Source organism: Pseudomonas sp. FW306-02-D09B, from assembly GCF_058782685.1.
Genome location: NZ_JBYSXY010000004.1, coordinates 340,221 through 364,865, shown reverse-complemented (window position 1 = coordinate 364,865; position 24,645 = coordinate 340,221). Strand labels below are relative to the sequence as shown.

Here is a 24,645-nt window from a genome sequence, read left to right as displayed (position 1 = left end):
TCCTTGTGCAAGGAGAAGGGTGGAGAAAAGGATCAGTCAGAGAAACTACCTTGCAAATGCTCGGCGCGAAACTCCAGGGTTTGCGGGCGATAGCCCGGACGCAGCGGCGGCATCGGCAAGCAGTCTTCCCAGGTGGCGCCGGCCTGTAATTCGCCGGGGCCACGGTAGCGCGGCGCGGCGTATTGATTGTCCGCCAGATTGACCGTATCGCCCGGCGCGTAGGCGGCGACCCGCCAGCGCAACTCGGTCAGCGGCACGTCGTTGCCGTTGTTCAGCTTCAGTTCCAGCGGACGATCCGCCGGGCAGTGTTCCGGTGCGTAGGTGATGCGCAACTCCAGCCGCGCGAGTTGCTTGATCTCGCGGTTGTCCAGCCACATGACCCAGGTTGCGACCAACCCCAGCCCGATGGCCGCCGCCAGAGACACCGGCAAGGCCTTGGCCGGGTAGCGTAGCAACAGGATCAACCAGGTGATGACCAGCAGGACGCCGATGAACATGCTTCAAACCCTCCCAGGGTGCATGGTTATCATCCTACCGAAGGCCTGCACTTCTGGACATCGGCGCAATGCATTGGATGCCGTTGGTCGGCACTGTAATTTCTGACAGTAGCCGTTGTTGTCTGGAGTGAGCTACATCTTGCAGACAAACAAGAAGGAGGTTGCGTTGTGCAGGCTTGGACCAGCGGCATGCATTTCAAGACACCCCGACTCATGGTCAGTGATCCGCGGGGCTTGTCTGTGCGCACGGTGGATTACTATCGCGCTGAAGAAAGCGTAGCGGCGCAAGCCCGAATTAGTCGTAGCGTGTTCGATAAGGCAGGACGTGCCATCGAACAGTGGGATCCGCGGCTCTGGGACCTGCAAAAGGATGATCCCAAGACTCCGGCCAATCAGACAACGGTTTACTCACTTTCTACCAAGGCTTTGAAAACCCTCAGTGTCGACGCCGGGATGCGCGTGCAGTTGTTGGGGCTTGCCGATGAGCTGTTGCGAAGCTGGGACAGTCGCTGCACTCGACAGGAGACTCGATACGATCGCCTGTTGCGACCGTTGGCTGTGCTTGAACAAGACCTTTTCGTGGAATGCTTCGAATACGCTGGACCGGATGACGCCAGTCGCGAGCGCAATCAGTGCGGTCAGCTGATTCGTCACGACGACCCGGCGGGAACGCTTCTCTCCACTGAGTTCGACATTCGCGGCAACTGCATCCGGCAGGCCCGACGATTTACCGTTGATCCCGTTCAACCTGACTGGCCGCTATTGCCCGACGACCGCGAGCCACTGCTGGAGTCGCAGTCCTATGAAACCCTGCGGCGTTTCAACCCCCTTGACGATTTACACGAGCAGCGCGATGCCAAAGGTAATCGTCAGCAGCACCGTTACACCCTTGACGGCCGCGTGCGCGAAAGCCGTTGGAAACTGAACGGTGAAAGCGATTGGCACACCGTTGTCAGCGCGATCGAGTACACCGCCGAGGGCAAAATCGAGCGACAGGTGGCCGGTAATGGCGTGGTAACGACCCAAAAGTACCGACCCGAAGACGGTTGGCTGATGGAGCGCAAGGATCGCAACGGCAAGGTGTTGCAATGGCTGATCCATGACTATGACCGAATGGGCAATGTGTTGAGCATTACCGATGCGGCAATGCCCGTACGTTACTTTGCCAATCAGCGCATCGATCCCGTCCGGAGGTATCGCTATGACAGCCTATACCAATTGATTGAGGCATTCGGCTGGGAGGCGAATACCCTTAACAAAGGGCCACAAGTACCGGCGTTGAACGATCCAGCAGCCACATGCAATTACCAGCAGCGTTACAGACACGACGCTGGCGGCAACCTGCTCAAACGCACTCATGTCGGTGCTCGAAGCCTAGGGCTGGAAATGACCGCCGCGCTATACAGCAACCGCTGTCTGCCTTTTCGCCCGGACGGCCAGCCACCCACGCAGGAACAAATCGCAGCCGCTTTTGATGCCAACGGTAACTTGCTGGAGTTGAGTCCCGCTGGCGTCATGACGTGGGATCGGCGTAATCAGTTGCTGTCCGTGTCGCCCGTGGAGCGTGATGTCGAACAGAACGATTACATGGTCTATGGCTACGACGGAGACAGGCAGCGTGTTCGCAAGGTTCGCTCACTGCAAACCAATGCCCGCACCGTTGTTTACGAGGTGCGTTATCTATTGGGGCTGGAGTTACGTATCGACTCGGGCACTGGAGAAGTGCTGGATGTGATTACCCTCCAGGCCGGGCTCATTAGCGTGCGGGTATTGCATTGGCCGTCAGCAGCGCCGCGAGGCATTGCCAACGTTCAATACCGCTACAGCCTTGCCGACCATCAGGGTTCGTGCACCATTGAGCTCGCTGGCGACGGCAGCGTGATCAGCCAGGAGGTCTTTTATTCGTATGGCGAGACCGCCTGGAGCGAGGGCATAGACCGTCATAAAACCCTTCGCTATGCGGGCAAGGAGCGAGATGCGACTGGACTCCACTATTACGGATTAAGGTATTACGCCGCGTGGCTCCAGCGGTGGATCAACCCTGACCCCGGGGGCGCCATCGACGGCCCGAATCGATACCGGGCCATGCGCAACAATCCGCTGTTCTATCGTGATGCAGATGGTCGGGTACCCACGCCGAATCAACAAACCGAGGACGGTGGTCGCTTTGCCCCTGCGAATACACGCGGCGCGGAATTTCCTGTGGCACTCCCGCAAGTGCTTGCTGAGCGAAGGGATACAGTGGCCAACGTCATTCAGGTTACCGGCAAGTACGTTTCGTATTCCAGGCACCCGTTGGTCGGTGCTATCGGGAGTACTATGGAAATGGCGGGGAAGTTGTTGGAGGTGTCTGATGCTCAAGCGCAAATGAACTCCAGGCAACAAAGCAATATTAAAGCCCTGACAGTCGAGGGCCTCTCTGCAGGAGGGCGGACGGCATTTACAGTTGATCGACCGACAGCGAGCTTTTTAGCAGCTTCCGAGGTTCCATTGTCCGATACCGCCGCATTGCCGGCGAGCTTGCCCAGTTCTCTGGCACTTCGTTTACTGGCTGCCGAGTTCAACTCGCCTGCTGCTGAATCCGTACCTGTGATGGTTAAGGCCGAAGAACCTCAAGTAGCCGTACGCAAACGGAGCAGATCCAGTTCCGTTGGGCGCGCCATGCCAGCCTAGGGGGATTTGAAGCTCCCAGTAAAAAGCCCCCACCCAACCCACTGCGGATAGGGCGCGCAGTCGGCTGGACGGAGGCTACTTGTTTTACCGATCAATCACTGGGCGATGGTTTTCACCGACACGCCACGTTCAATCGGGGTAGAGCGACCGTAGATATCTTCAAAGCGCTCGATATCGTCTTCGCCCAGATAGCTGCCCGATTGCACTTCGATGATTTCCAGCGGGATCTTGCCCGGGTTGCGCAGGCGATGGACCGAGGCGATCGGGATGTAGGTCGACTGGTTTTCACAGAGCAGGAACACGTTTTCGTCGCAGGTCACTTCGGCGGTGCCGCTGACCACGATCCAGTGTTCGGCGCGGTGGTGGTGCATCTGCAATGACAGGCAGGCGCCCGGCTTGACCGAGATGTGCTTGACCTGGAAACGCCCGCCCATGTCCACCGAATCGTAGGAACCCCACGGACGGTAGACCTCGCAGTGGTTCTGGGTTTCGCTGCGACCCTGTTCGTTGAGGGTGTTGACCATCTGCTTGACGCCTTGGACCTTGTCCTTGTGGGCGATCATCATGGCGTCCTTGGTTTCGACCACCACGATGTTCTCAAGGCCAATCACCGACACCAGTTTGCCGTTGCCGTGGATCATGCAGTTGCGGCTGTCCTGGATCACCACGTCGCCTTTGGTGACGTTGCCGTTGGCGTCTTTTTCATGCACGTCCCACAGCGACGACCAGCAACCGACATCGCTCCAGCCAGCCGACAACGGCACCACACAGGCGCGTCGGGTTTTTTCCATCACCGCGTAGTCGATGGAGTTGTCCGGGCAGCAGGCGAAGGTGGCTTCGTCGAAAGTGATGGTGTCGGCGTCCTGTTCGCTACGTTCCAGGGTCAGCAGGCAGGTGTCGTAGATGTCCGGGTCGTGTTTTTTCAGCTCTTCGAGGAAGCGGCTGGCGCGGAACAGGAACATGCCGCTGTTCCAGAAATAACCGCCGGCTTCGACGAACTCGGTGGCGCGTTTCACGTCGGGTTTTTCGACGAAGTGCGAGACCCGGCTGACGCCTTCAGGCAGCAACGCATCGTTGGCGGACTTGATATAGCCGTAACCGGTTTCCGGTTTGGTTGCCGGTACGCCGAACAGCACCATTTCACCGCGCTCGGCGGCTACAGTCGCCAGGGCCAGGGCGCGTTGCAGGGCTTTCTGGTCTTCCAGTACGTGGTCGGCCGGCAACACCAGCATCAGTTCGTCACGACCTTCATTGACCAGCATCATCGCGGTCATGGCCACCGCAGGTGCGGTGTTACGGCCGAAGGGTTCCATGAGGATGCGCTGGGCTTCCAGTTTACGGTTGCTCAACTGCTCGTTGACGATGAAGCGGTGGTCCTTGTTGCAGACCACGATGGGGCTGTCCATGCCTTCGAACACCAGGCGTTCGAGGGTTTGCTGGAACAGCGTTTGTTCCCCCGTCAGGGCGAGAAATTGCTTGGGGAACTGTTTGCGCGAAAGCGGCCAAAGACGTGAGCCGCTACCACCTGACAAGATCACTGGAATCATGGTGTTACTCCTTAAAAATCGTAATGGGTTAGAGCGACGAGGTTTTGTCGTTTCACTCTTGTTCTTATTTCGTGTCGGTCACCTTTTTGGGGTGACCACAATGCCGGTCGGTCCAAAGACTGTGGCGAGCGGGCTTGCCCGCGCTCGGCTGCATAGCAGTCGTAAAACCGCTGCGCGCGTTCGATCTGGCACACCGCGATCGCCAGATTTGGGACCGCTGGGCGCTCCAGCGCGGGCAAGCCCGCTCGCCACAAGTACTTCACTTGACTCGATACCTAGGATGATCGGCAGGCATTCCGGGCAAATTCATTAACGCGTCGAGACCGGGCGTTTTACCCAGACCGGCGACAGGCTGCTGCTGTTGCCAGTGACGTAGAGCACTGCCGCTTCACCGCGTTCCAGGGCGACCGGCTTCACGTCGCTGACTTTCTTGTCGCCTTCGAACAGCGCCAGGCTGACTTTCACCGGGTTGATTTCACGCTCGCCACGGCTCTTGGCCGCGACGGCCTGGACCACTTCGGTCTTGCCGTCGGCGGTCTTGAGGGTCAGTGCCTTGTCACTGAGGTTCTGCACGCGGACCAGGGATTTCTGCTTGTTCTTGAACGGTGGTTCTTCGATCAGTTGCGGCTGGCCGCTGGCGTTGTTGACCAGGGTGTAATAGTGGTCGGCGGCGAGTCTCAGGGGCAGGCTCTGATTGCCGACCTTGGCGCTGTAGTCGCCACCGGGCATGAAGCTGAAGTCACTGCTGCCCAGTGGCGCAACATCGCTGATGGCGGTGCTGCCGACGCTGGCGCTGACTTCGGCGTTACTGGCGTTGTAGATCCGCACAAAGGTCGAACCTTTCGGTGCGACTGGGCCGTAGAGCGCCGCGTCGCCGCCAGCGAAGGCCTGGGACAGCAGACCCATACCTGCTACGAGGACGAAGGTCTTGGCGAGACGACGAGGAGTTTTGGTGAAAGTCATAGGAGTTACCTCTTTCAGTTTTGCGCCCGGTCGGGCGTCTCGGATTTGCGGTTAATTGCTACGTTTTGCTGGCGGGCACCGGCTTGTTTGAGCTCTGCGACCCACTGCGGGTCGGCGTCGCCGATTTCGTTGTTCACAGGCAGATAACGTTCAGGAAACTCCCAGATCAGCACTCGTGGCGGGCTGTTCTTGAAGGCATCGCTGTTCAGGTAGCTGAGCATCGGCAGGATCGGGCCATGGCCGTCTTCGGCGTAATTGACCACGTCGCTGTGCAGCGCTTGCTTGAGCGCGCCGACGAAGTTCCAGTTCGGGTTGGCGCTGTAGCTGGTGCCGATCAGCGCCACCGGCACTTCGTTGTTGGCGAACAAGGCATCGTCACCGGCAGGCTGGTTCTCAACCGCGTGGGTGTTGCGCTTTTGCAGGGGCTCTGGCGCCGGCATCAGGTTTTCGAACAGCGGGTCCAGCGGCAGGAACAGTCTCAGGTCGCCCTTGTGGCTGACTTGCTCCGCCGGCTCGGTGACAAAGCGCTGCGGCTGGCCGCTGAGCGGGGATTTGTCGGCGATGGTTTTGGCCAGTTGTTCGGCGGCAATTTGCGCGCCCTCTGGCGTCCAGTGCGTGTCGGTGCGCAGGAACACTTGCTGGCCGTTCTGCTTGGCTTTTTGCAGCGGGCCGAGCAGGTCGGGGGCGAGGATTTTGTCGGCGGCGACACGGGCGTGGAAATCCTTGTAGAGGTCGGCGTGGATGCGCGCCGGTTTCACTTCACCCAGGTGTTCCGGGTACAGGCGAGTCTTGGCCGGGACTATTGCCATTACCAGCTGCACACCCTTGGCCTTCAGGGTTTGGCGTACGCCTTCGACCAGCGCGTAGTTGCCTTGCAGGTTCAGCTCTTCATTGACCACCGGGTTGAATTCTTCATCGCTGTACAACCACTGATCGCGACCGAGCACCACGCCTGGACGACCTTCGTTGAACAGTTTGAAATCAAGCAGAGCCCAGAGGTTGGTGCCCAGGCGTTTGATCGGGAAATGGTCGTCGTAGTGGGTCTCCACGGCTTTGCTCCAGCGACCGTTGAGCACGGTTGCGTCGGCGTTGGTGTTGAAACCAAAGAAGCTGCGCATCGACCACAGGCCCAGGACCAACAGGGTCACCAGGAACAGGGCGATGTAGAACAGACGTAATGAGCGGGTCATGGTCAGATCCCTCAGAACTGGAAGTAAAGGAATGGCGAGAAGCTTTGCGCCGAGAGTTTCAGGATTGACGCGATGAACAGCAGCAGCACCAGCGCGCGCATGGCGTAACGCGGCCAGTCCGCGACCCAACTGGCCGCCAACACCTGGGCGTCGCCGCTGACAGGGTTGTTCGCCGTGGCGTCGAGCCGCGCCGCAGGCCGGTTGCGGTAAAAGTCCCGCAGGCCGAAGAACGCCAGCGTGGCGTATGCCACTGCCAGGGTCGCGACTTGCAGACCGGTGAGGCTGGCGCGGTTGAGTTCCGACAGCGACCACTCGCTGAAGCTGAACATCGCGCCATACATGCGAGCGGCAACGTGCAGGTTTTCCGCACGGAAAATCACCCAGCCCATCACCACCAGCAGGAAAGTCAGCGCCCAGCGGATCGGGTTGAAACTGCGGGGCGAGGTGTTCAGACCGATGGCTTTTTCAATCGCCAGCCACATGCCGTGCCACGCACCCCAGACGATGTAGGTGATGTTCGCGCCGTGCCACAAACCACCGAGCAACATGGTCAGGAACAGGTTGCGGTAGGTGATCAGCGTGCCTTTGCGGTTACCGCCCAGCGTGATGTAGAGGTAGTCACGCAGCCAGGTCGACAGGCTGATGTGCCAGCGGCGCCAGAACTCGGTGATCGACTGGCTGATGTACGGCTGCTTGAAGTTTTCCATGAAGCGGAAACCCATCATCAAGCCCAGGCCGATGGCCATGTCGCTGTAGCCGGAGAAGTCGAAATACAGCTGCGCGGTGTAGGCGAGGGCACCGAGCCAGGCATCGCCCGTGGTCGGGTTTTGCAGGGCGAAGCAATGGTCGGCGACCACCGCCAGGGTGTCGGCGATGAACACCTTCTTGATGAAACCCTGCATGAACCGCGTCGCGCCCTCGGAGAATTTGTCGAGGGTGTGGGTGCGGTTGTTGAACTGATCGGCCAGGTCGCGAAAGCGCAACACGGGGCCGGCGATCAGGTGCGGGAAGATCGCCACGAACGCCGCGAAGTCGATCAGGTTGCGGGTCGCCGGGGTATCGCCGCGGTAGACGTCGATGATGTAGCTGATGGACTCGAAGATGTAGAACGAGATACCGATCGGCAACAGCACGTGGGTCAGGATGAACGGCGACAGGCCCATGGAGCTCATGATCGCGTTGATGCTGTCGACCCCGAAGTTGGCGTACTTGAAATAGCCGAGGATGCACAGGTCCACCGCCACGCCGAGCAACAGCCAGCGCTGCGCCGGTTTGCTCCGCACGCCGGCCGCCCCGACTTTCAGGCCGATCCAGTAGTTCCACAGCGTGACGCCAGCGAACAGTGCCAGGAAGTCCACGCGCCACCAGGCATAAAACACATAGCTGGCGATCAGTAGCAGCAGGTTGCGATAGCGTTGCCCGCTCAAGTAGTACAAGCCGAGAAAGATCGGCAAGAACAAAAACAGGAACACATTGGATGAAAACACCATCCTGATCTCTCCTTGTGTAACCAACAGTCAAGGGCCAACGGCCCCCCCAAACCCCCCGTGAAAAACCGGAAGGTTGTATTGCATTCGATCCCGTCACGCCCCCCGTAGGAGCAAGGCTTGCCCGCGATGGCCGCAACGCGGGCAAGCCTTGCTCCTACGGGTTTTGCGTCTCGGCTTATGAACCTTTGTTGCCCTTTTCATGGCTTGGGTCGTAGACCTTGGTCAAATCCCCACCCAGTCGAAAGCTCTTGAACGGCTGCATCGCATGCTTGCGTTCCAGCACGTCCGCCGGGCAGGTGTAGAGCGTGCAGAAGGGTTCGAGCCAGGCGAATTTCGAGTCGACTTTGAGGTCGGTCATGTCCTGTTCCTTGCCGTTCTTCTGCTCGAACGTTTGCGGGTCTTTCACCCCGGCGAGCACCCGGTCACCGAGGCGTTTCAGTGCGCCGTTGTTTTCCTGGCGCAAGTCCACACCGTTGGCCTGAGCGAAACTGGCGATCATCGCCAGCGGTGGCAGGGCGTAGTTGTGATAGGCCAGCGCCCGTTGCTGACGCTTGAGTTCGTTGGGCAAGAAGCCCTGGGCGTCGACCTGATTGGCACCGACCTTGTATTCCTTCACGGCCCAGTCGAACAGGTCGTGGCGGTTGGTCGCGACCGACGTTGCCATCACCGACCAGGCGGCCCAGTACGAGTGGTTGTTGGTTTGTTCGAGCGGCAGGTTGTCCCAGTCGCTGACCACCTGATCGGCCATCTTGCTGAACCACGCCTCGATCACTTGGGCTTCCTGCTGATGCGTTGCCAGCGGATGGGAGTCGGAGAACTTCAGGTGGATGTAGGCCGAGGCCATGCTGCCCAGCGCCCATTTGCGCATCGACTTGCCGGTGTGGTTGAAGTCCCTGGACATCAACGCATCGGCCTTGGCCCAGGCGGTAAGCCAGTTGAGCGTGCATTCCAGCTGTTCCGGGCGACCGTCGCGCATAAACTGCATCACCCGTTTGCTGGTGCCGCGTTCGAGTGTGGTGATGTCGGCGGTGGTGTCGCGGAAGGCTTTTTCCGACGCGACGTTGAGGGTCGAACGTGCCTTGTCGGAGCCTTCGTATTTGCTGCGAAATTGCAGGGCGCCGGTGTACGGCGTCGGCATCGCATCGCAACTTCCGCTGTCGTCGCCGTTCTTGAATTTATCCACAGGCGCAAAATAGCCCTGCGGCGGACGCAGTGGCGCGGCTGCGTGGGTCGCCCCGGCGAACATCGCCAGGCTCAAGAGCGTAGGTGCAAGCAGGGTTTTCAGTTTCTGATTTCGCATAACAGACCTCATTGCCCGACCTGAGCGGTACGTTGCTCGGCGCCTGGGAACACGTTGCGTTTGCAGATTTTCGCTTCGACTTTTTGTGGCGCAGCACCCGCTTCCGGGCCCTGGATTTCGACGGCCAGCAGGTTCTGCGTGGCCCAGTCTTCATCGGTGCGCAATTCAAAGGCGAAACGCCCGTCGGTATCTGCGGTGTGGGGTTTGTCGATCTTGATGTCCTCGTGGCGACCGTTCATGTACCAGAGGGTGGCTTGCAGGGTTTTCACCGATGGATCGGCGAAGCGGATGTCGACCTGATGGTCGCTGTTGCGCAGGTCGATGTTCTTGCTGTTGACCATCAACTCGTTTTTGCCCGGCTTGAGCGTGGCGCTGCCGGACATCCGTGCCTCTTTGCCTTCGCAGCCGTTATCGAGCAGCGCCATCATCTGGCGGTAGATGGTTTGCTGGTCGAGGCGATAGAGCGGCGAGAATTCCCAGATGAGGATCTTCGGCGGCTTCTTCTGGAAGTCGTCACTGCCCAGGTACTGCAGCATCGAACCTTCCAGGCCACCGCCGGGGAAAGCGACGTTGAGAATGTCGGCACCGATGGCCTCTTCGAGGAACCCGGCGAAGTTGTAGTTCTTGCCGCTGTGGCTGGTGCCGACCAGGGTAATTTCCGGGTTGCCGGAATCGCCGAACAGGTCGCCGTCTGCCGCTTCACCTTTAGGCTCGGTGGTGAACTGGTCCATGTACTGGATCGCGTAACTGGTACCGCAGAGCTGCCCGGCCATGTTGTGCAGGGTGCCGGTCTTGCCCATGCGCCCGGACCGCTTGGTCTCGAATTCGCGCTTGGGAATGCCGGCGAAGGCCGGGAGCTGCTTGACCTTCTCGGCGACGATTTTCGCCGTGCGCTGGGCACCGTAAGGCGTCCAGTGCTGGTCGCCACGGAAGTAGAAATCGTGGGCGGGCAGGGTGTCCGGCAGCGATTCGTTGGTCAGCGGCGACAGGTCAGGCACCACATAGCCCATCTCGGCAAAACGCCCGAGCATGCCCTGGTAGTTTTTCAGCGCCTTGTCGTAATCGAACGCGGCTTTTTCTTGCGGGTTGAGCTTATTGCGGTTCACCAGACCACGGGTCGGCTGATACACCACCACCAGTTCAACACCTTTGCTCTTGAAGGCGTCGTGCAGTTGCTTGAGCCGGCGATAGCCTTCGGGCGTGGTGTTGAATTCGGTGCGCAGGTCTTCCTGGGTGCGGAACAACCAGTCGCCTTGCGCTTGCACCAGGGTGGTGAAGTTTTGCTGATAACGCGTGGTGTAGTTCTTCGCGTCGTGCGCTTCCGGGCATAGGTTGCAGCAGGGTTCGGCGCTGAAGTTCGGTGTCTTGGCGTCGTCTGCACTCGCCGTAAAGCTTACGGCAGACATCGCGGCAGTCAGGCCGGCGAGGCTGAACAGTTTGATCAAATGGGGTTTCATGAAAGTCATCCTCAGTCGCGCATTTCGGTCTGGCGTTCGACGGGGTCGATCAGCACGGCTTTCTGTTGGCGCACCAGCAGGTCGAGGATTTCGTCCTGGCGTTCGCCAAGGATTCCCGAGAAGCTGATGCCACTGGATTTGGTCGGGGCGAGCATCGACACCCGGTACAGCTCGACGCTCAATGGCGAGTCGATGGACAGCGGTCCGCTGCCATTGGCCGCCAGTTCGCCGCCGACGACGATCAGCGAGACCTCGGCATCGAACGGGTCGAGCTTGATGTCGCGGTCGGTGTCGGTGAGGTCCTTGATGTGCCCGTAGACCCCGGTCAGGCCGTTGTTCATGGCGACGTTTTCGTAGAGGCGAATGTTCACGCTGTTACGAATCCGGATGCCGTGGCGCTGGTTGCTGATCACCTTGTTGCCCCACAGCAGGTTGTCGGCGCTCTCGTAGAGGGTGATGCCGTCGGTGTGGTTGCGGTAGATCTCGTTGTAGGCGATCAGGTTGTTGACGCTGTTACGGTCGATCACCAGCCCCGAGAGGTGGTTGTCGTAACTGCGGTTGTTGAAGATGAAGCTGTCGTTCACTTCGCGGGAAATGATGATGCCGTGCTTCTTCTTCGTTCCATGCACCGTGTTGTCGGCGATGATCAAGCCGTGTGAACGGTCGTGGGGGTCGATGCCGTAGACGATGTTGTCGCGGTAGGTGTTGCCCTTGACCACGAAGTCGCGGGTTTCATAGCAGTAGAAGCCGTACCACATGTCCGAGAACTCGGAGCCGATGATCCAGCCGGTCGGTTCCGGGCGCTTGAGTACCTTGGCCATGTTCGGCGTGTACTGGGAAATACTCACGCCGTAGGACTTACTGTTGGAGTAACCGAAACTGGCCAGCTTGCTGTTGACGATGTAGGTCTGCGTGCCGCCCCAGGACAGCAGGAACGGACGGAAATCCTTGGGCGAGCGGAAGGTCGCCGGGCCATTGTCCTTCTCGCGCCAGCCAGTGATTTTGCTGTCACGCACAAACAGCTGGCCGTCGTTGACCATGAACGAACCGGCTTCTTCGGACAGGCGCAACTCCTGGGTCTGTTGGTCGATTTCGAGGATGCCTTTATGCCCGACTACAATCGGCAGCCTGGCGAGGAACACGCCGGGTGAGGTCTCGCTGAAGTACTGCTTGGGCAGCTTCTGAGCCAGGTCCTTGAGGTTGACGTAACCGTCGTCGATGAAGATCGCCTGAGGAATGCCGTGTTGACGCACTACCCACTCAGCCATCTTGTTATCGCCACCGATGAAGTCCTTCAAGGCGTCTTCCTGCATCATCCGGCGCACGCTGACTTTGCCGGCCTTGCTGCGCACGATCTTCGCCGCGACGGCTTGCGCGGTGTAGCCGGACAGGTCGGGCAGTTTTGGTGCCGCCAGTTCCAGTGATGCGGTCGGAGCGCTGCTGACGGTATAGGTCTTGGCCTGTTGCAGTCCTTTGGCCACGATCGCTTGCTGCCCTTTTGGGGCAGGAGCTGCCGGCTCAACGCTGGCGAACACCGCTGAGCTGGTCAGCAGCATCGCGCCGACCAGCAGGCTGAGCGAGCCTTTGAGCGCAGGGTTGTTCATCTGGGGCACTCCCTTGGCGGCTCGCATCAGAAGCGCCAGATCACGTCGATGAACGCACGGTGCATGTACGAGTCGACCTGTTTGCCGTAGGCATCGCCCGGCTTGAACACACCGCCACGAAAGCGCACCAGCGCCGAGGGCTCATCGATTGACTGACTCAAACCGGCCGGCAGCAGGCCTTGCTTGAAGTACTTGGTGACCACCAGATCCACTTCCTGGCCGAGGTCGGTCTTGCCATCCACCAGCGGCAACGAGGTGCTGGACAGCAGCGCGCCGGTGACGTCGTCGTAGTTGTTCTCCACCGCGTTGATGCCGTTGCTGCCGACCGGCTTGTTGCCGTCGACACGCCAGAACTTGTGGTAGACCAGGCTGGCGTCGTAATCGTCCTGCAGCATCCAGGAGCCGAACAGCGTGGCGCTCTGCATGTTGTTCATGTCACTACGGAAGGCCTCGCCAAAACGGTGAACCCGCGAGCGCGTACCGGTGTAGTTCGAGCGGTTACTCTGTAAACCGTTTTGCTCGTAATCGGCGCTGGCACGGGCGTAGGCCGCGCCGACTTGCCATTGCGGATCGAGGCGCAGACGCACGCCGAGGTCGGTGGCCCAGCCGCTGACGTCGCCGTTTTTCGAGGCATCGATCGGGCGGCTGCCATCGGTATTCAATGGATTGACGGTGTCACGGTTGCCGCTCATGCCGGTGAGGCTGGCCCAGTAGTTGACGGTGTTGGTGTTGCGCCAGTTGTAGGCATCGCTGTTGGCTTCGACGCCGAGCCAGCTCAGGTCGCCGTTCTGTTTCTTGGCGAGCGAGTCAGGGGCTTCGCCGGGTGTCGGGAAGTCGAGCTTGCCGTCATCATGGGTGTGATGGGCACGCAGCCCGACCCACTGACCGGGCGTCCATTGGGTTGCGATATCGCCGAACACGTGCAGGCGATCCTTGTCCTTGGGCGCCAGTTCGGTGAGGTCGGTGCGGTACTCGCTGAAGCGTTCGGCGACACCGACGTTGGCCCGCAACAGAGTGGTGTCGAAGGTCCAGTTCAGCGCTTCGATGTTGGTGTCGCGCCATTGGCCGTCGTCGTTGCGCAGGCGTTGGCGACCGAGTTTCAGCTGCTCGCCGGGGTAGGGCGTCAGGCCGCTGTAACCGATCCAGAACTCACGCATTGCCAGGTAGTTTTTCTTGCTCTGGCGGCCGTTGTTGCCGCTGCTCTGGGCGCCTTGCGTATCGGACTGCAAGGTGTCGGTTTCGATGATGTCGGTCGCAGTCACCGCCTGGCCCATCGCGTAGGCGCTCCAGTTGCCGCTTTCACCGTAGACCCATGGACGCAGGTCCAGGGCAACGCCGTTGACGTCGCCGCCGGGCTTGGTGCCAAGGTCGCTGTCGTCTTCGGACTGGCCGGTGACTTTCACTTCCAGGCCGTAGTTCTTGGTGTCAGTCATCGCGGCCAATGTCGGGCAGGACCACAACAGGGCGAAGGTCAGGCCGATTCCGGCTTGAACGAATGGATTGAGCTTCATAGGGATTCCTCGCCGTCTTTTTCTTGCAGGGCCTCGACTTGCAACGTGCTATGGCTCGAGGCGCCACGTGTGGCCTGTTCCTGTTTCAACAGACGTTGGGCCTCGGCCAGCTGCGCAGGCGGCAATTGGGTTTCGAGTGTTTGCGCCAGCTCAGTGGCTTGCGGGGTGTTTTGTGTCTTGGCCAACTGGCTGAAGACATAGGCGTTGAGCGGGTTGGGCTTGGTGCCCTTGCCTTGGGAAAACAACTGGGCGATGGCGAAGTCGGCACTGTTCTGGCCGTTGCGCGCAGCGGTCAGCAAGTGGTCCAGGGCTTTTTGCGAATAGACCTTGCCCAGGTAGCCACGGCGGTAGATCTGGCCGAGGTAGTAATCGGCGGCGACTTCCTTGCCCACGGCTTTCTGGAAATGTGCTTCGGCGACCTTGGCGTCGGCCGGCAGCCACTTGCCTTCGTAGTAGAGTTTGCCCAGCAACAGTTCGGCGCGCGGCTGATCGGCGGCTCGGCCGTTTTCGAGGTATTCCATCATCTTGGCGACGTCACCCAGTTCGGGGAAGTCGTAGAGCAACTGCGCCAGGCTGACCCAGGACGCCGGGTAGCCGGGGGCGATTTGCTCGAGCATGGCCTGCGCGGTTTTTTCGTCCGGTTTGCCAAGGCTGGCATCGCCGAGCACGCGGGCCACGCTGTCCATGCGTTGGGCGGAAACTTTGCCAAGGCTGTAACCGGCTTGCAGTTGCTTGAGCAGTTGCGCCTGTTGTTCCGGTTGGGCTCGTTTCTGATAGACCGTGGCCAGCTCGACGTAGCAGATGTCGGTTGTGTTCAGCGACGCTTTGCAGATGCGCTCGACGTCATCCAGGTGCTGGTCGTAAGTACCTTGCGTGCGATACAGCAGCACTTGCGCCAGACCGGCTTCCGGATAGTGGGCGGCGCGCCATTGGTTGATCTGCTGCTGGGCGTTGATGTTCGGGAAACTGTGGGGATATTGCAGGTACAGCATGGCCAACGGGATCAGGGTGTTGCCCTCGCCATTGGCAAAGGCTTTCTTCAGCAGACCTTCGGCCTCGTGTTGCTCGGCTTCGGTCGATCCCGGTTTGGCCACCAGCAGACGACCCAGGCGCGCTTGTGCTCGCGGCGAGGTATCGGCGGCGGCGCGGTAGGTGGCTTCGGCGGCTTTGATCTGCGCCGGGTCGCGGCTTTCCACCTGGATATCGGCCAGCCCGACCTGTGCTTCGCTGTAACCCAGGTCGGCCAGTTGTTTGTAGTTCTGCTGCGCGAGCGCGGTGTCGCCGCGCTTCAGGGCTTCATTGGCCAGACGCTGGTCGGGCAGGCCGGCGCAACCGCTGAGGCTGACTGCCAACGCCAGTGCGCAGAACGCATGACCCATGTGGGAGCGGGCTTGCTCGCGAAGCAGTCGCTGCGGTGCATCAGGCAAACCGCGCTGATCCCTTCGCGAGCAAGCCCGCTCCCACAGGGGCTGCGGCGTGTTCAAGATTTTTGTGGTGGTCACAGGCATGTCCTCCGCTTAAAGACCCGCGGCCATGGCTTTGTCGATCAGCCAGTTCAAGGACGGGCCGCGGTTGCTGCTGACTTCTGCCGGGCGACCGGCGAAGGTGCTGTCCAGCGGCGCGTCAGGCTTGATCTGCACGCGGATGTCGGACGACAGGTCTTCGCTTTTCAGGCTGGTGCTGCTGACGATGGTGCCGGTGCGCGTAGCGTCTTCGCCGGCGATCTGGAAGCTCACTTTCGTACCCGGACGCACGTCAGCGAACTGGCGATAGGAGAAGCGTGCTTCGACACTGGCCTGGCTGCCCTGCGGCACCAGTTTGAAGATCACGTCGCCTTTGCTGGCGTACTGACCGTCGGCGACCATTTGTTGGGCCACGGTGCAATCGCACGGCGAGGTGAGGGTGCCGGTCATCTGCTTGCCGAACAGCTCTTCAACCTTGGCCGGCTGCAACTGGTTTTCGTCCAGATGCCCTTTAAGTACATCGAGCATGCTGGTGCTGAACGTCGCCAGCGGCGCGCCCTTGGCCGCAACGCCATCGGTTTTGATCAGGCTTTGTACGGTGCCGTCGCGAGGCATGGTGACGTTCATGCCGGAAACGCTGACCAGGCCGGCCTGGGCGTGGCTGACGAAGTACATGCCGTACACCGATTTGAGAACGAAGCCGAACGCTGCGAGGCCGACGACGAAAATCCCCAGGCTGAAGGTCACTGCCCGCAAGCGCCCGAAAGCGCTCATGCCGTGGCCACCGTCCTTGAGCTTGCGCGCCTTGGTGAAGTTGTCGCGTTGCAGGGTCGCCAGCACATCGCCCATGGTCACGATGTCACCGGACAGGTGCGACGTGATCAGCTGGCGCAGGGTCGAGATGTCCTGCGGTTCGAGGTTCTGGAACTGGCAACCGGTGCGGCCGGTCTGGCGGTCGAACGAGCGAATCTGTATCTCGACGTCCATGGCCAGGCCGAGGTTGTCGATCAAGAATTGCAGTCGGCCCTTGTACACATCCCCGACCTTGAGCAGTACTTGGCCGGCATTGAAGCTCAGGCCACCGGCGGACAGGTCGATGAGGCGTGCGTCCACAGGCGTACGGTCGGGTCCGAAGAAGCGCAACTTGGCCGGGATTTTCACCCGGGCGTGTTGGCGTTGGGCTTCGGATTCATGCACTACGTTGATGTTCGCGGCGGTATTCATAGGGGGTATTTCCTCGTTAATTCAGGCAAGGCAGGTCAGACCATCAACAGCAGCACGGCGACGAAGATGCTGCCGGCGGAGAAGGTCATGGTCCGAGACGACCAGGTGTTGAACCAACGTTGAAAGCTGGCCAGATCACGGGTCAATTTGGTGTCCTGACGGGTCCAGGACTGTTGGTCGAGGCGGAAGAACACGTAGATCTTCACCAGCGCGCCAACGATCTGGTTGTAATAAAGAATCGCCGGGTAGGCCGGGCCGATCTTGTGTCCCGAGCAGGAGAGCAACAGGGTCAGGATCAGGCGGGTGATGCCGATCCACAGCAGGTACACGAGGATGAACGCAGTGCCGTATTTGAAGCTGGCGATCAGTGCCACGGTCAGGCCCAGCAGCGAGGTCCACATCGACACGCGTTGGTCGAACAGCACCACCGAGGTGAACAGGCCCAGGCGTTTCATCCCCAGGCCCAGTGCCCGGGAGTTCTGCCGCAGGTTGTTGCCGTACCAGCGGAACATCAGCTTGCGGCTGGCCTTGATGAAGCTCTTTTCCGGCGGGTGTTCAACGGTGTTGATCGCAGCGTCAGGCACGTAGAAGGTGTCGTAACCCAGGCGCATCAGGCTGAACCAGCTGGACTTGTCGTCGCCGGTGAGAAACTTGAAACGGCCCAGGCGCCAGTGTTGCAGCGAGTCGCTTTCGACGTCGGCGATGAAGTCCGGGTCGGTGACCACGCTGGCGCGAAATACCGACATGCGCCCGGTCATGGTCAGCACGCGCTTGGACAGGGCCATCGAGCACATGTTGATGTGACGCTGGGCGAAGCGCAGCTTGTGCCATTCGCTCATGATGTAGCCGCCGCGCACTTCGCAAAACTCGTTGGTGGTCAGGCCGCCGACATTGCCGAACAGCTGGAACCACGGCACGGTTTTACGTACTACGCCTTCGGCAAGCACGGTGTCGCCATCGATCACCGCCACGACCGCGCGGTCGTCCGGCAGGTGGCGCGAGATGGCGCGGAAACCGAAGGCCAGGCCATCGCGTTTGCCGGTGCCGGGGATGCGCACGAAGTCGAGCTTGACCCGGTCCGGCGGGTTCATTTTGGCCCAGAGGCTTTTCACCAACAGCTCATCGGACATTTCCACGATCGAGCAGACCACGGTGGTCGGAAGCTCGCACTCGATCGCTTCGCGAATCACCGAGCTGTAGACCTGGGCGGTGGTCAGCGCGTCGATACGAAAACTGGTGACCATCAAAAACACGTGGGACGGGTCTGCCGCCTTGCCGAGCTTGCGCACTTTGCGCCGCAGGTGCGGGTAGACCACGTAGAGAAACAGCATGCCGCGCAGAAAGTGCGTGGCACCCATCGAATAGCGCCAGATACCAACGGCGCCAATCAGGAAAATGAAGTCCTTGGACTGCGAGTCGAAAGTGCTCACAGGCAGCGCCATGGCGATGCCCATCAATAAACTGAGGTAAAACAGCCAACCGGCAGCCTGAAGTAGGCGGTGCTTTAGCCTGTGCATAATCTGCATCCATTGTGTTTCGGCGATGAGCAGTCGTAGGCGCTGGCAGAACCAGCGCCTACGGGGAACGGCGGTTACCAGCAGATACCTTCGGTGCGGCCACTGACGCTGGTGGCTTTGGACATGAAGCCGACCAGGTCGACCACTTGCTTGCCGTGCGGCGCGGTCTCGGCCAGGGCGCGGAACTTCTCGTCGCGGTTGCCGAGGATGATCACGTCGGAGTTGTCGATCACCGAGTCGAAGTCCGAGTTGAGCAAGGACGAGACGTGAGGAATCTTCGACTCGATGTAATCCTTGTTCGCACCGTGGACGCGGGCGTATTCGACGTTGCTGTCATAGATGCTCAGGTCGTAACCCTTGCCGATCAGCATTTCCGCCAGCTCCACCAGCGGGCTTTCGCGCAGGTCATCGGTGCCGGCCTTGAAGCTCAGGCCGAGCAGGGCGACTTTGCGTTTGTCGTGGCTGGAAACGATGTCGAAGGCGTTCTGCACCTGGGATTCGTTACTGCGCATCAGCGAGTTGAGCAGCGGCGCTTCGATGTCCAGGGAGCTTGCGCGGTAGGTCAGGGCGCGCACGTCCTTCGGCAGGCACGAGCCACCAAATGCGAAGCCCGGGCGCATGTAGTACTGGGACAGGTTGAGGGTCTTGTCCTGGCAGACCACTTCCATCACTTCGCGACCATCGACACCGACCGCTTTGGCGATGTTGCCGATCTCGTTGGCGAAGGTCACTTTGGTGGCGTGCCAGACGTTGCAGGTGTACTTGATCATCTCGGCGACTTCGATGTCCTTGCGGATGATCGGCGCGTCGAGCTCTTCGTACAGCGATTGCAGAACGTCACCGCTGGCTTTGTCGAACTCACCGATGACCGTCATGGGTGGCAGGTCGTAGTCCTTGATCGCGGTGCTTTCACGCAGGAACTCGGGGTTCACGGCAACGCCGAAATCGACGCCGGCCTTTTTGCCCGAGCAGTCTTCGAGGATCGGAATCACCACGTTTTTCACGGTGCCCGGCAACACGGTGCTGCGGACCACGATGGTGTGGCGGGTGGTTTTGTCACGCAGGACAAAGCCGATCTCGCGGCACACCGATTCGATGTAGTTGAGTTCCAGATCGCCGTTCTTCTTGCTCGGTGTACCGACGCAGATCATCGACAGGTCGGTGTCGCGGATGGCTTCTGCGAAGTTGGTGGTGCCGCGCAGACGACCGGTCTGAATGCCCTGGGTCAGCAGCTCGCCGAGACCCGGTTCAACGATCGGAGATTTACCGGCATTGATCAGGTCGATCTTGTCTTTGGAAATGTCCACGCCAACCACGTCGTGGCCTCGTGCAGACAGGCAACCGGCACAGACTGCGCCGACGTAACCCAAACCAAATATGCTGATGCGCATCGCAATTACCTCTGTATTGATCACGCCATTAAAGGCGCGAAGTTAATAGTGTTCAGCGGTCGAAGTGCACTCGGAAGTGTGGACGGCAGGCGCCACAATACCGTGTGCAGGCATACTCAATTCCGAGTGTCTAAATAAGTGCACTCAAGGTGTGCGAAACTTGGCCTGATAGTGAAGGCGTGCCCTGAACTGCAGCCGGCATTTCTTTTGAATACCGTGGTGCAAAAGGCTGGTGGTACTTGAAAGTTGGCATAAAGCCAGCAATATCAAGCACTCAGGTGCTCAGGTGAGCACGTTTACAGGGGGGCAGCCTTGGCCTTGTAGGGGATAGTAATGGTGCGTTATCTCCTGCTATTGCAAATAAGTGGCCTGAAAGCAAAGTTGAATATGACAACTTGGCGATAGGGCCTGCACGCTGTGTAAGTTATCTCGTACACGCTCAGAGATAATCGTTACCGGTGGTATGAGCGGTGTATTTTCAGATAGTTCATGGCGGCTTATCCCGAATTTTGAAATTTCCTGAAATATTGCAAAAGATGGCACTGCTCTCATATTGATAGCACTTGCCGTTTCGACCTTTATTAATGGGGAGTTAATTAGCGTGAATAGTTTTTTGCCACTACGCTTGAAAAAAATGCGTGCCACTACTGAAAAAATTCACGCTTGTCGAGTGAAAGAAATTTCATAAATGGAATTGATGTGTTTTTGGCGCCAGAAAAATGACGAATTAGGCGGGGGAGATGTAGGGGAAACCACGTTTCGGCGCACGCACATTGATCAATGTCGTGCGCCATCGTGATGCTTTATTCGGGGGCGTGGTCGCGCAGGAAAACCAGGTTGTCGGGTTTCGACTGTTCGGCGCTGTAACGGTAACCCTGCACGTCAAATTGCTTGAGCGCAGCCGGGTCGTTGATGCGTTCCTGGATCACGAAACGGCTCATCATCCCGCGGGCTTTCTTCGCGTAGAAGCTGATGATCTTGTACTGGCCGTTCTTCAGGTCCTTGAACTCGGTGTTGATGATCCGGGCGTTCAAGGCACTGCGTTTGACCGCCGAGAAGTACTCGTTGGAGGCGAGGTTGAGCAGCACGTCATCGCCTTGCTCGGCCAGGGCTTCGTTCAGCCATTCGCTGATTTGCGTGCCCCAGAAGGCGTACAGATCCTTGCCGCGGGCATTGGCCAGTCTGGTGCCCATCTCCAGCCGATACGGTTGCATCAGGTCCAGCGGGCGCAGCAGGCCGTAGAGGCCCGAGAGCATGCGCAAGTGTTGCTGGGCGTAGTCGAAATCGGCTTCGCTGAAGGTCTGGGCATTCATGCCGGTGTACACGTCACCCTTGAACGCCAGCAGCGCCTGCTTGGCATTGGCTGGCGTAAACGCCGGGGTCCAGCTGCCGAAGCGTGCAGCGTTGAGGCCGCCGATCTTGTCGGAAACGTGCATCAACTCGCTGATCTGTGCCGGGCTCAGTTCGCGCAATTGCAGGATCAGCTCCTGGGAATGGTCCAGGTATTGCGGTTGAGTGAAACGCTGGGTGGCCGGCGGTGTTTCGTAATCGAGGGTCTTGGCGGGGGAAATCACCATCAGCATGAAGTCGTCTCCTTTAATCGTGCGGGGATTCTAGGGGGTTGTCCCGGTTGACTCCAGCTATGGAAGTGATAGCTGATCGGTGGTGTCGAGTCCTTTGTGGCGAGGGAGCTTGCTCCCGTTGGGCTGCGAAGCGGCCCTGAAATTTGCAACTTCATCATTTCAGGCAAATCGCGGTCGCAGGCTTTGCGACCGCTTCGCGATCGAGCGGGAGCAAGCTCCCTCGCCACATTGGGTGCGCAGGCGCAGCAGGGAGGGTCGCAAGATCAGCTATAGTGCCGCGCGGGTTTTGTTATGGAGACATCCCTTTGCGTATCGCTTTACTGTTTTGTGCCTGGTTGTTCAGCGTGAGTGCCTATGCCGCGCCCAACGACCCTGCCACGCTGGACCGCAGCACCTGGCCGGAGCAACTGGGCAGCCCGACCCTGTTCGATGTCGCCTCACGCGCGGAAATTCTCACCTTCGCCCGGGCCTTGCTCGCCAGTGAAGCGCTGGATGAAGCTGCTTTAAAGCAGCGCCTGGGGTTGCGCATGATCAACCTCGAGTCGATCAACACGCTGCGCGCGCGTATGTGGAAGCGTTTGCTTGCCAACTATAACTTTGCCCAGCAGAGCTGCGATCAGGATGCGTCCTTCTGTTTTCTGGTCGAAGACATGGACACCCTGCGCGAGCAGGCCGCCAAGTTCGAACTCGGCGAAGAGTCCTATTACGCCCGCTGGGCCGAGCCGAGCCGGCGTTTTCACGAGCGCTATCTGGACGAACAATTGCGCAAGGCCGCGCTGTTTCCGCAGACCAGTAGCGAAGTCGAACTGTTTGGCGACTACGAGCGTAACGGCGATGAACTCAACGATCGGCTGTTTGTGCTGAGTTTCGATAGCGCCGCCAACCTTGCGCCGGACAACACAGCGTGGCTGGCCGAGTACCTGCGCAAGGCGAACCTGAGCGGGACCTTTTTTGTACTGGGCAGCGATATCCAAAACCGCTTGGCACAGCATTCGGTGGCCGAGCTGCAAACGTTGTACTCAAAGCAATGCATCGGGGTGCAGGGCTGGGAATTCCGCTCCCACAGCCATTGGCAGGATTGGCAGTATTCAGTGACTCGCAGCGTCGAACTGGTGAAGAGCAAACTGCCGGAAAACTTCGTGCCGTTGTTCCGCCCGCCGAATGGCCAGCGTCGCGCCGATGCGCAGGGTTTCTTCAAGGCTCAGGGGGTGCAGGTTGCGCTGTGGGACATCGATCCTGCGGACGGCAGTCGTCAGCTCACGGCTGAGCAGAGCGCACAGCGGGTGCTGACATTGATGCTGCTGTGGCGCCACGGGGTGATCAATTTCAACGCCAAACAGGATGTGGTGAAAACGGCAATGCCCTGGCTGCTGATGCACACCGCGCAAAGCGGGATCGGCTGGGAAGATTGTCAGGAGGCTTTTCGCTGAAACGCGGAACCCAGTAAACAGTGGGGCAGGGGGAATTTCAGAAGGGATTTCGATACAGACGGACTTCCGACTTTAACGGTGCCGGCGCGGCGCGCCAAGGGCTTTTCGTCACTCTGAAAAATAAACTTCAAAAAAGCGTCAAAGTGCTTTTTTCTGTCATGGGTTTTGGAGTATTACGAAGACAGACCGCCGAAACCTGCAACACAGGTGGCGTCTTCCAAGACCCCGTGTGTGCAGTTCACTTGAGTCGTGCAGTTCATTTCAGTACGGCAGGTGAATTCGGTGGCCACTTCGAGGCGCAGCACTGTCATGGTATTGCGTCGACTGGCTCCCACAAAGGTGACCGAGTATGGATGATCACGGACGTAGCCCCTCCAACCTGCCAATCCTTTATGTACTCGATACCAACGTATTGATCCACGATCCAAACGCGCTCCTGAACTTCGAAGAACACCACGTTGCCATCCCGATGACCGTCCTTGAAGAGCTGGACAAGCTCAAGAGCGGCCATCACAGCGTTGCGGCCGAATGTCGTCAGGCCATTCGGCTGATCGACAACACACTGGGCGACGCCTCTCCCGAAGACGTTGAACAGGGTGTACCGATCCAGCGCGGAAAAAGCGGGCCCAAGGGTTTGCTGTCGATTCTGATGAGCAAGCGTACCGAGCCGAACATCGTTCTGCCCGAACACCTGAACGACAACATCATCATCAACCAGTTGATCGACCTGCACGCGCGGGACAAGGAACTGCGCGTGGTGCTGGTGACCAAAGACATCAACATGCGCCTCAAGGCCCGGGCCTGCGGGATTGCGGCCGAGGACTACAGCACTGACCAGTTGGTTGACGACGTGTCGTTGCTGCCCAACGGTTATCACAACATGACGGGCTCGTTCTGGGACCGTGTGAGCAAGGTCGAAACCCGTCAGGACCATGGCCGCACCTGGCACCAGGTGCAACTGATCGACAACCTGCCGGCCGTGCATATCAACGAGTTCATCATCGACGAACAGGGCTTTGTCGGCTGGATCAAGGAAATCCAGGTCGATAAGCTGCTGATCCTCGACCTGCATCAGGAACCCCTGTTGCACCAGGAAGCCTGGGGCCTGAAACCACGCGACATCTATCAGAGCCTGGCGCTGTACGCCTTGCTCGACCCGGACATTCACCTGGTCAACCTGTCGGGTGCTGCGGGTTCGGGTAAAACCATCCTGGCGCTGGCTGCGGCAATCGAGCAGACCATGGTCAGCAAACGCTACCGGCGCATCATCGCCACCCGTAGCGTGCAGGGGCTGGACCAGGAGATCGGTTTCCTGCCAGGCACCGAAGCGGAAAAAATGGAGCCTTGGCTGGGTGCTATTACCGACAACCTCGAAGCCTTGCACATGGATGACGAAAGCACCCATGGCAGCGTCGACTACATCCTCAGCAAAGTGCCGTTGCAGTTCAAATCCCTCAACTACATCCGGGGCCGCAGCTTCCAGCAAAGCCTGATCCTGATCGACGAATGCCAGAACCTCACGCCGCACCAGATGAAAACCATCATCACCCGTGCCGGCGCCGGTTCCAAAGTGGTGTGCCTGGGCAACCTGGCGCAGATCGACACCCCTTACCTGTCCGCGACCAGCTCCGGGCTGACTTACCTGACTGAACGCTTCAAAGACTTCCCTAACGGGGTGCACATCACCCTGCAAGGGGTGCCACGTTCGATTCTGGCCGAATACGCCGAATCGCATTTGTAAATGTCCCACCAGAACCGGGTGCCCTCCAGGGCACCCGTTTTTTTATGCCTGAAACTTAACCCCT

Annotated in this window: 17 protein-coding genes; 3 read left to right on the top strand and 14 right to left on the bottom strand. The window is 59.4% G+C overall.

Annotated features, from left to right (window positions below; all coding sequences use genetic code 11):
• Nucleotides 1-32 precede the first annotated feature (32 nt).
• Nucleotides 33-497, bottom strand: a complete 465-nt coding sequence (locus AC3WK5_RS10175; protein ID WP_103315727.1) for a multidrug transporter — start codon at nt 495-497, stop codon at nt 33-35.
• Nucleotides 498-686: 189 nt separating this feature from the next.
• Between AC3WK5_RS10175 and AC3WK5_RS10170 the strand changes: the two genes are divergently transcribed.
• Nucleotides 687-3,170 (top strand): RHS repeat-associated core domain-containing protein, encoded by a 2,484-nt coding sequence (locus AC3WK5_RS10170; RefSeq protein WP_103315800.1) that lies wholly within the window; start codon nt 687-689, stop codon nt 3,168-3,170.
• Between the two features lie 95 nt (nt 3,171-3,265).
• Here AC3WK5_RS10170 and AC3WK5_RS10165 read toward each other — a convergent pair whose 3' ends face one another.
• The 13 genes from AC3WK5_RS10165 to yaaA form a co-directional block, all read right to left on the bottom strand.
• Nucleotides 3,266-4,717, bottom strand: coding sequence for a mannose-1-phosphate guanylyltransferase/mannose-6-phosphate isomerase (locus AC3WK5_RS10165; RefSeq protein ID WP_054593914.1), 1,452 nt, complete (start codon nt 4,715-4,717; stop codon nt 3,266-3,268).
• 309 nt (nt 4,718-5,026) lie between these two features.
• Nucleotides 5,027-5,680, bottom strand: a complete 654-nt coding sequence (locus tag AC3WK5_RS10160) for an alginate O-acetyltransferase AlgF (protein ID WP_103315726.1) — start codon at nt 5,678-5,680, stop codon at nt 5,027-5,029.
• 14 nt (nt 5,681-5,694) lie between these two features.
• Nucleotides 5,695-6,870, bottom strand: a complete 1,176-nt coding sequence (locus AC3WK5_RS10155) for an alginate O-acetyltransferase (protein ID WP_103315725.1) — start codon at nt 6,868-6,870, stop codon at nt 5,695-5,697.
• 11 nt (nt 6,871-6,881) lie between these two features.
• Nucleotides 6,882-8,360, bottom strand: a complete 1,479-nt coding sequence (locus tag AC3WK5_RS10150; RefSeq protein WP_103315724.1) for an MBOAT family O-acyltransferase — start codon at nt 8,358-8,360, stop codon at nt 6,882-6,884.
• 175 nt (nt 8,361-8,535) lie between these two features.
• Nucleotides 8,536-9,660 carry a mannuronate-specific alginate lyase gene (locus AC3WK5_RS10145; protein WP_103315723.1) on the bottom strand — a complete coding sequence of 375 codons (1,125 nt, stop codon included), beginning with the start codon at nt 9,658-9,660 and terminating at the stop codon, nt 8,536-8,538.
• An 8-nt stretch (nt 9,661-9,668) separates the two neighbouring features.
• Nucleotides 9,669-11,117, bottom strand: coding sequence for an alginate O-acetyltransferase (locus AC3WK5_RS10140; RefSeq protein ID WP_103315799.1), 1,449 nt, complete (start codon nt 11,115-11,117; stop codon nt 9,669-9,671).
• Between the two features lie 11 nt (nt 11,118-11,128).
• Nucleotides 11,129-12,721: a mannuronan 5-epimerase AlgG gene (gene algG, locus AC3WK5_RS10135; RefSeq protein WP_177474797.1), complete on the bottom strand. Its 1,593-nt coding sequence runs from the start codon at nt 12,719-12,721 to the stop codon at nt 11,129-11,131.
• Between the two features lie 26 nt (nt 12,722-12,747).
• Complete coding sequence (locus AC3WK5_RS10130; RefSeq protein WP_103315721.1) at nt 12,748-14,232, bottom strand: alginate export family protein; 1,485 nt, start codon at nt 14,230-14,232, stop codon at nt 12,748-12,750.
• The gene (algK, locus tag AC3WK5_RS10125; protein ID WP_103315798.1) at nt 14,229-15,734 is read right to left on the bottom strand and encodes an alginate biosynthesis TPR repeat lipoprotein AlgK; all 1,506 of its coding nucleotides are present in this window, start codon (nt 15,732-15,734) and stop codon (nt 14,229-14,231) included. The genes AC3WK5_RS10130 and algK overlap by 4 nt, the downstream gene beginning before the upstream one ends.
• 15 nt (nt 15,735-15,749) lie before the next feature.
• Nucleotides 15,750-16,919 carry an alginate biosynthesis protein Alg44 gene (locus tag AC3WK5_RS10120; protein WP_103315720.1) on the bottom strand — a complete coding sequence of 390 codons (1,170 nt, stop codon included), beginning with the start codon at nt 16,917-16,919 and terminating at the stop codon, nt 15,750-15,752.
• A gap of 35 nt (nt 16,920-16,954) precedes the next feature.
• Nucleotides 16,955-18,436: a mannuronan synthase gene (gene alg8, locus AC3WK5_RS10115; protein WP_177474794.1), complete on the bottom strand. Its 1,482-nt coding sequence runs from the start codon at nt 18,434-18,436 to the stop codon at nt 16,955-16,957.
• A 74-nt stretch (nt 18,437-18,510) separates the two neighbouring features.
• Nucleotides 18,511-19,827 carry a nucleotide sugar dehydrogenase gene (locus AC3WK5_RS10110; protein ID WP_103315718.1) on the bottom strand — a complete coding sequence of 439 codons (1,317 nt, stop codon included), beginning with the start codon at nt 19,825-19,827 and terminating at the stop codon, nt 18,511-18,513.
• A gap of 803 nt (nt 19,828-20,630) precedes the next feature.
• Complete coding sequence (yaaA, locus tag AC3WK5_RS10105; RefSeq protein WP_103315717.1) at nt 20,631-21,410, bottom strand: peroxide stress protein YaaA; 780 nt, start codon at nt 21,408-21,410, stop codon at nt 20,631-20,633.
• A gap of 305 nt (nt 21,411-21,715) precedes the next feature.
• On the opposite strand from yaaA, the gene AC3WK5_RS10100 reads away from it, so the two are divergent.
• Both AC3WK5_RS10100 and AC3WK5_RS10095 read left to right on the top strand, forming a co-directional pair.
• Nucleotides 21,716-22,840 carry a polysaccharide deacetylase family protein gene (locus AC3WK5_RS10100; RefSeq protein WP_103315797.1) on the top strand — a complete coding sequence of 375 codons (1,125 nt, stop codon included), beginning with the start codon at nt 21,716-21,718 and terminating at the stop codon, nt 22,838-22,840.
• A 349-nt stretch (nt 22,841-23,189) separates the two neighbouring features.
• Nucleotides 23,190-24,581 carry a PhoH family protein gene (locus tag AC3WK5_RS10095; protein WP_054593901.1) on the top strand — a complete coding sequence of 464 codons (1,392 nt, stop codon included), beginning with the start codon at nt 23,190-23,192 and terminating at the stop codon, nt 24,579-24,581.
• Nucleotides 24,582-24,645: the final 64 nt, after the last annotated feature.

What these genes read in the sequence shown, in the direction of transcription:
- AC3WK5_RS10175 (WP_103315727.1), bottom strand. Translation starts at nt 497, where the DNA reads ATGTTCATCGGCGTCCTGCTGGTCATCACCTGGTTGATCCTGTTGCTA.
- AC3WK5_RS10155 (WP_103315725.1), bottom strand. Translation starts at nt 6,870, where the DNA reads ATGACCCGCTCATTACGTCTGTTCTACATCGCCCTGTTCCTGGTGACC.
- yaaA (WP_103315717.1), bottom strand. Translation starts at nt 21,410, where the DNA reads ATGCTGATGGTGATTTCCCCCGCCAAGACCCTCGATTACGAAACACCG.
- AC3WK5_RS10110 (WP_103315718.1), bottom strand. Translation starts at nt 19,827, where the DNA reads ATGCGCATCAGCATATTTGGTTTGGGTTACGTCGGCGCAGTCTGTGCC.
- algG (WP_177474797.1), bottom strand. Translation starts at nt 12,721, where the DNA reads ATGAACAACCCTGCGCTCAAAGGCTCGCTCAGCCTGCTGGTCGGCGCG.
- AC3WK5_RS10120 (WP_103315720.1), bottom strand. Translation starts at nt 16,919, where the DNA reads ATGAATACCGCCGCGAACATCAACGTAGTGCATGAATCCGAAGCCCAA.
- AC3WK5_RS10160 (WP_103315726.1), bottom strand. Translation starts at nt 5,680, where the DNA reads ATGACTTTCACCAAAACTCCTCGTCGTCTCGCCAAGACCTTCGTCCTC.
- AC3WK5_RS10170 (WP_103315800.1), top strand. Translation starts at nt 687, where the DNA reads ATGCATTTCAAGACACCCCGACTCATGGTCAGTGATCCGCGGGGCTTG.
- AC3WK5_RS10095 (WP_054593901.1), top strand. Translation starts at nt 23,190, where the DNA reads ATGGATGATCACGGACGTAGCCCCTCCAACCTGCCAATCCTTTATGTA.
- AC3WK5_RS10140 (WP_103315799.1), bottom strand. Translation starts at nt 11,117, where the DNA reads ATGAAACCCCATTTGATCAAACTGTTCAGCCTCGCCGGCCTGACTGCC.
- AC3WK5_RS10150 (WP_103315724.1), bottom strand. Translation starts at nt 8,360, where the DNA reads ATGGTGTTTTCATCCAATGTGTTCCTGTTTTTGTTCTTGCCGATCTTT.
- AC3WK5_RS10165 (WP_054593914.1), bottom strand. Translation starts at nt 4,717, where the DNA reads ATGATTCCAGTGATCTTGTCAGGTGGTAGCGGCTCACGTCTTTGGCCG.
- alg8 (WP_177474794.1), bottom strand. Translation starts at nt 18,436, where the DNA reads ATGCACAGGCTAAAGCACCGCCTACTTCAGGCTGCCGGTTGGCTGTTT.
- AC3WK5_RS10145 (WP_103315723.1), bottom strand. Translation starts at nt 9,660, where the DNA reads ATGCGAAATCAGAAACTGAAAACCCTGCTTGCACCTACGCTCTTGAGC.
- AC3WK5_RS10130 (WP_103315721.1), bottom strand. Translation starts at nt 14,232, where the DNA reads ATGAAGCTCAATCCATTCGTTCAAGCCGGAATCGGCCTGACCTTCGCC.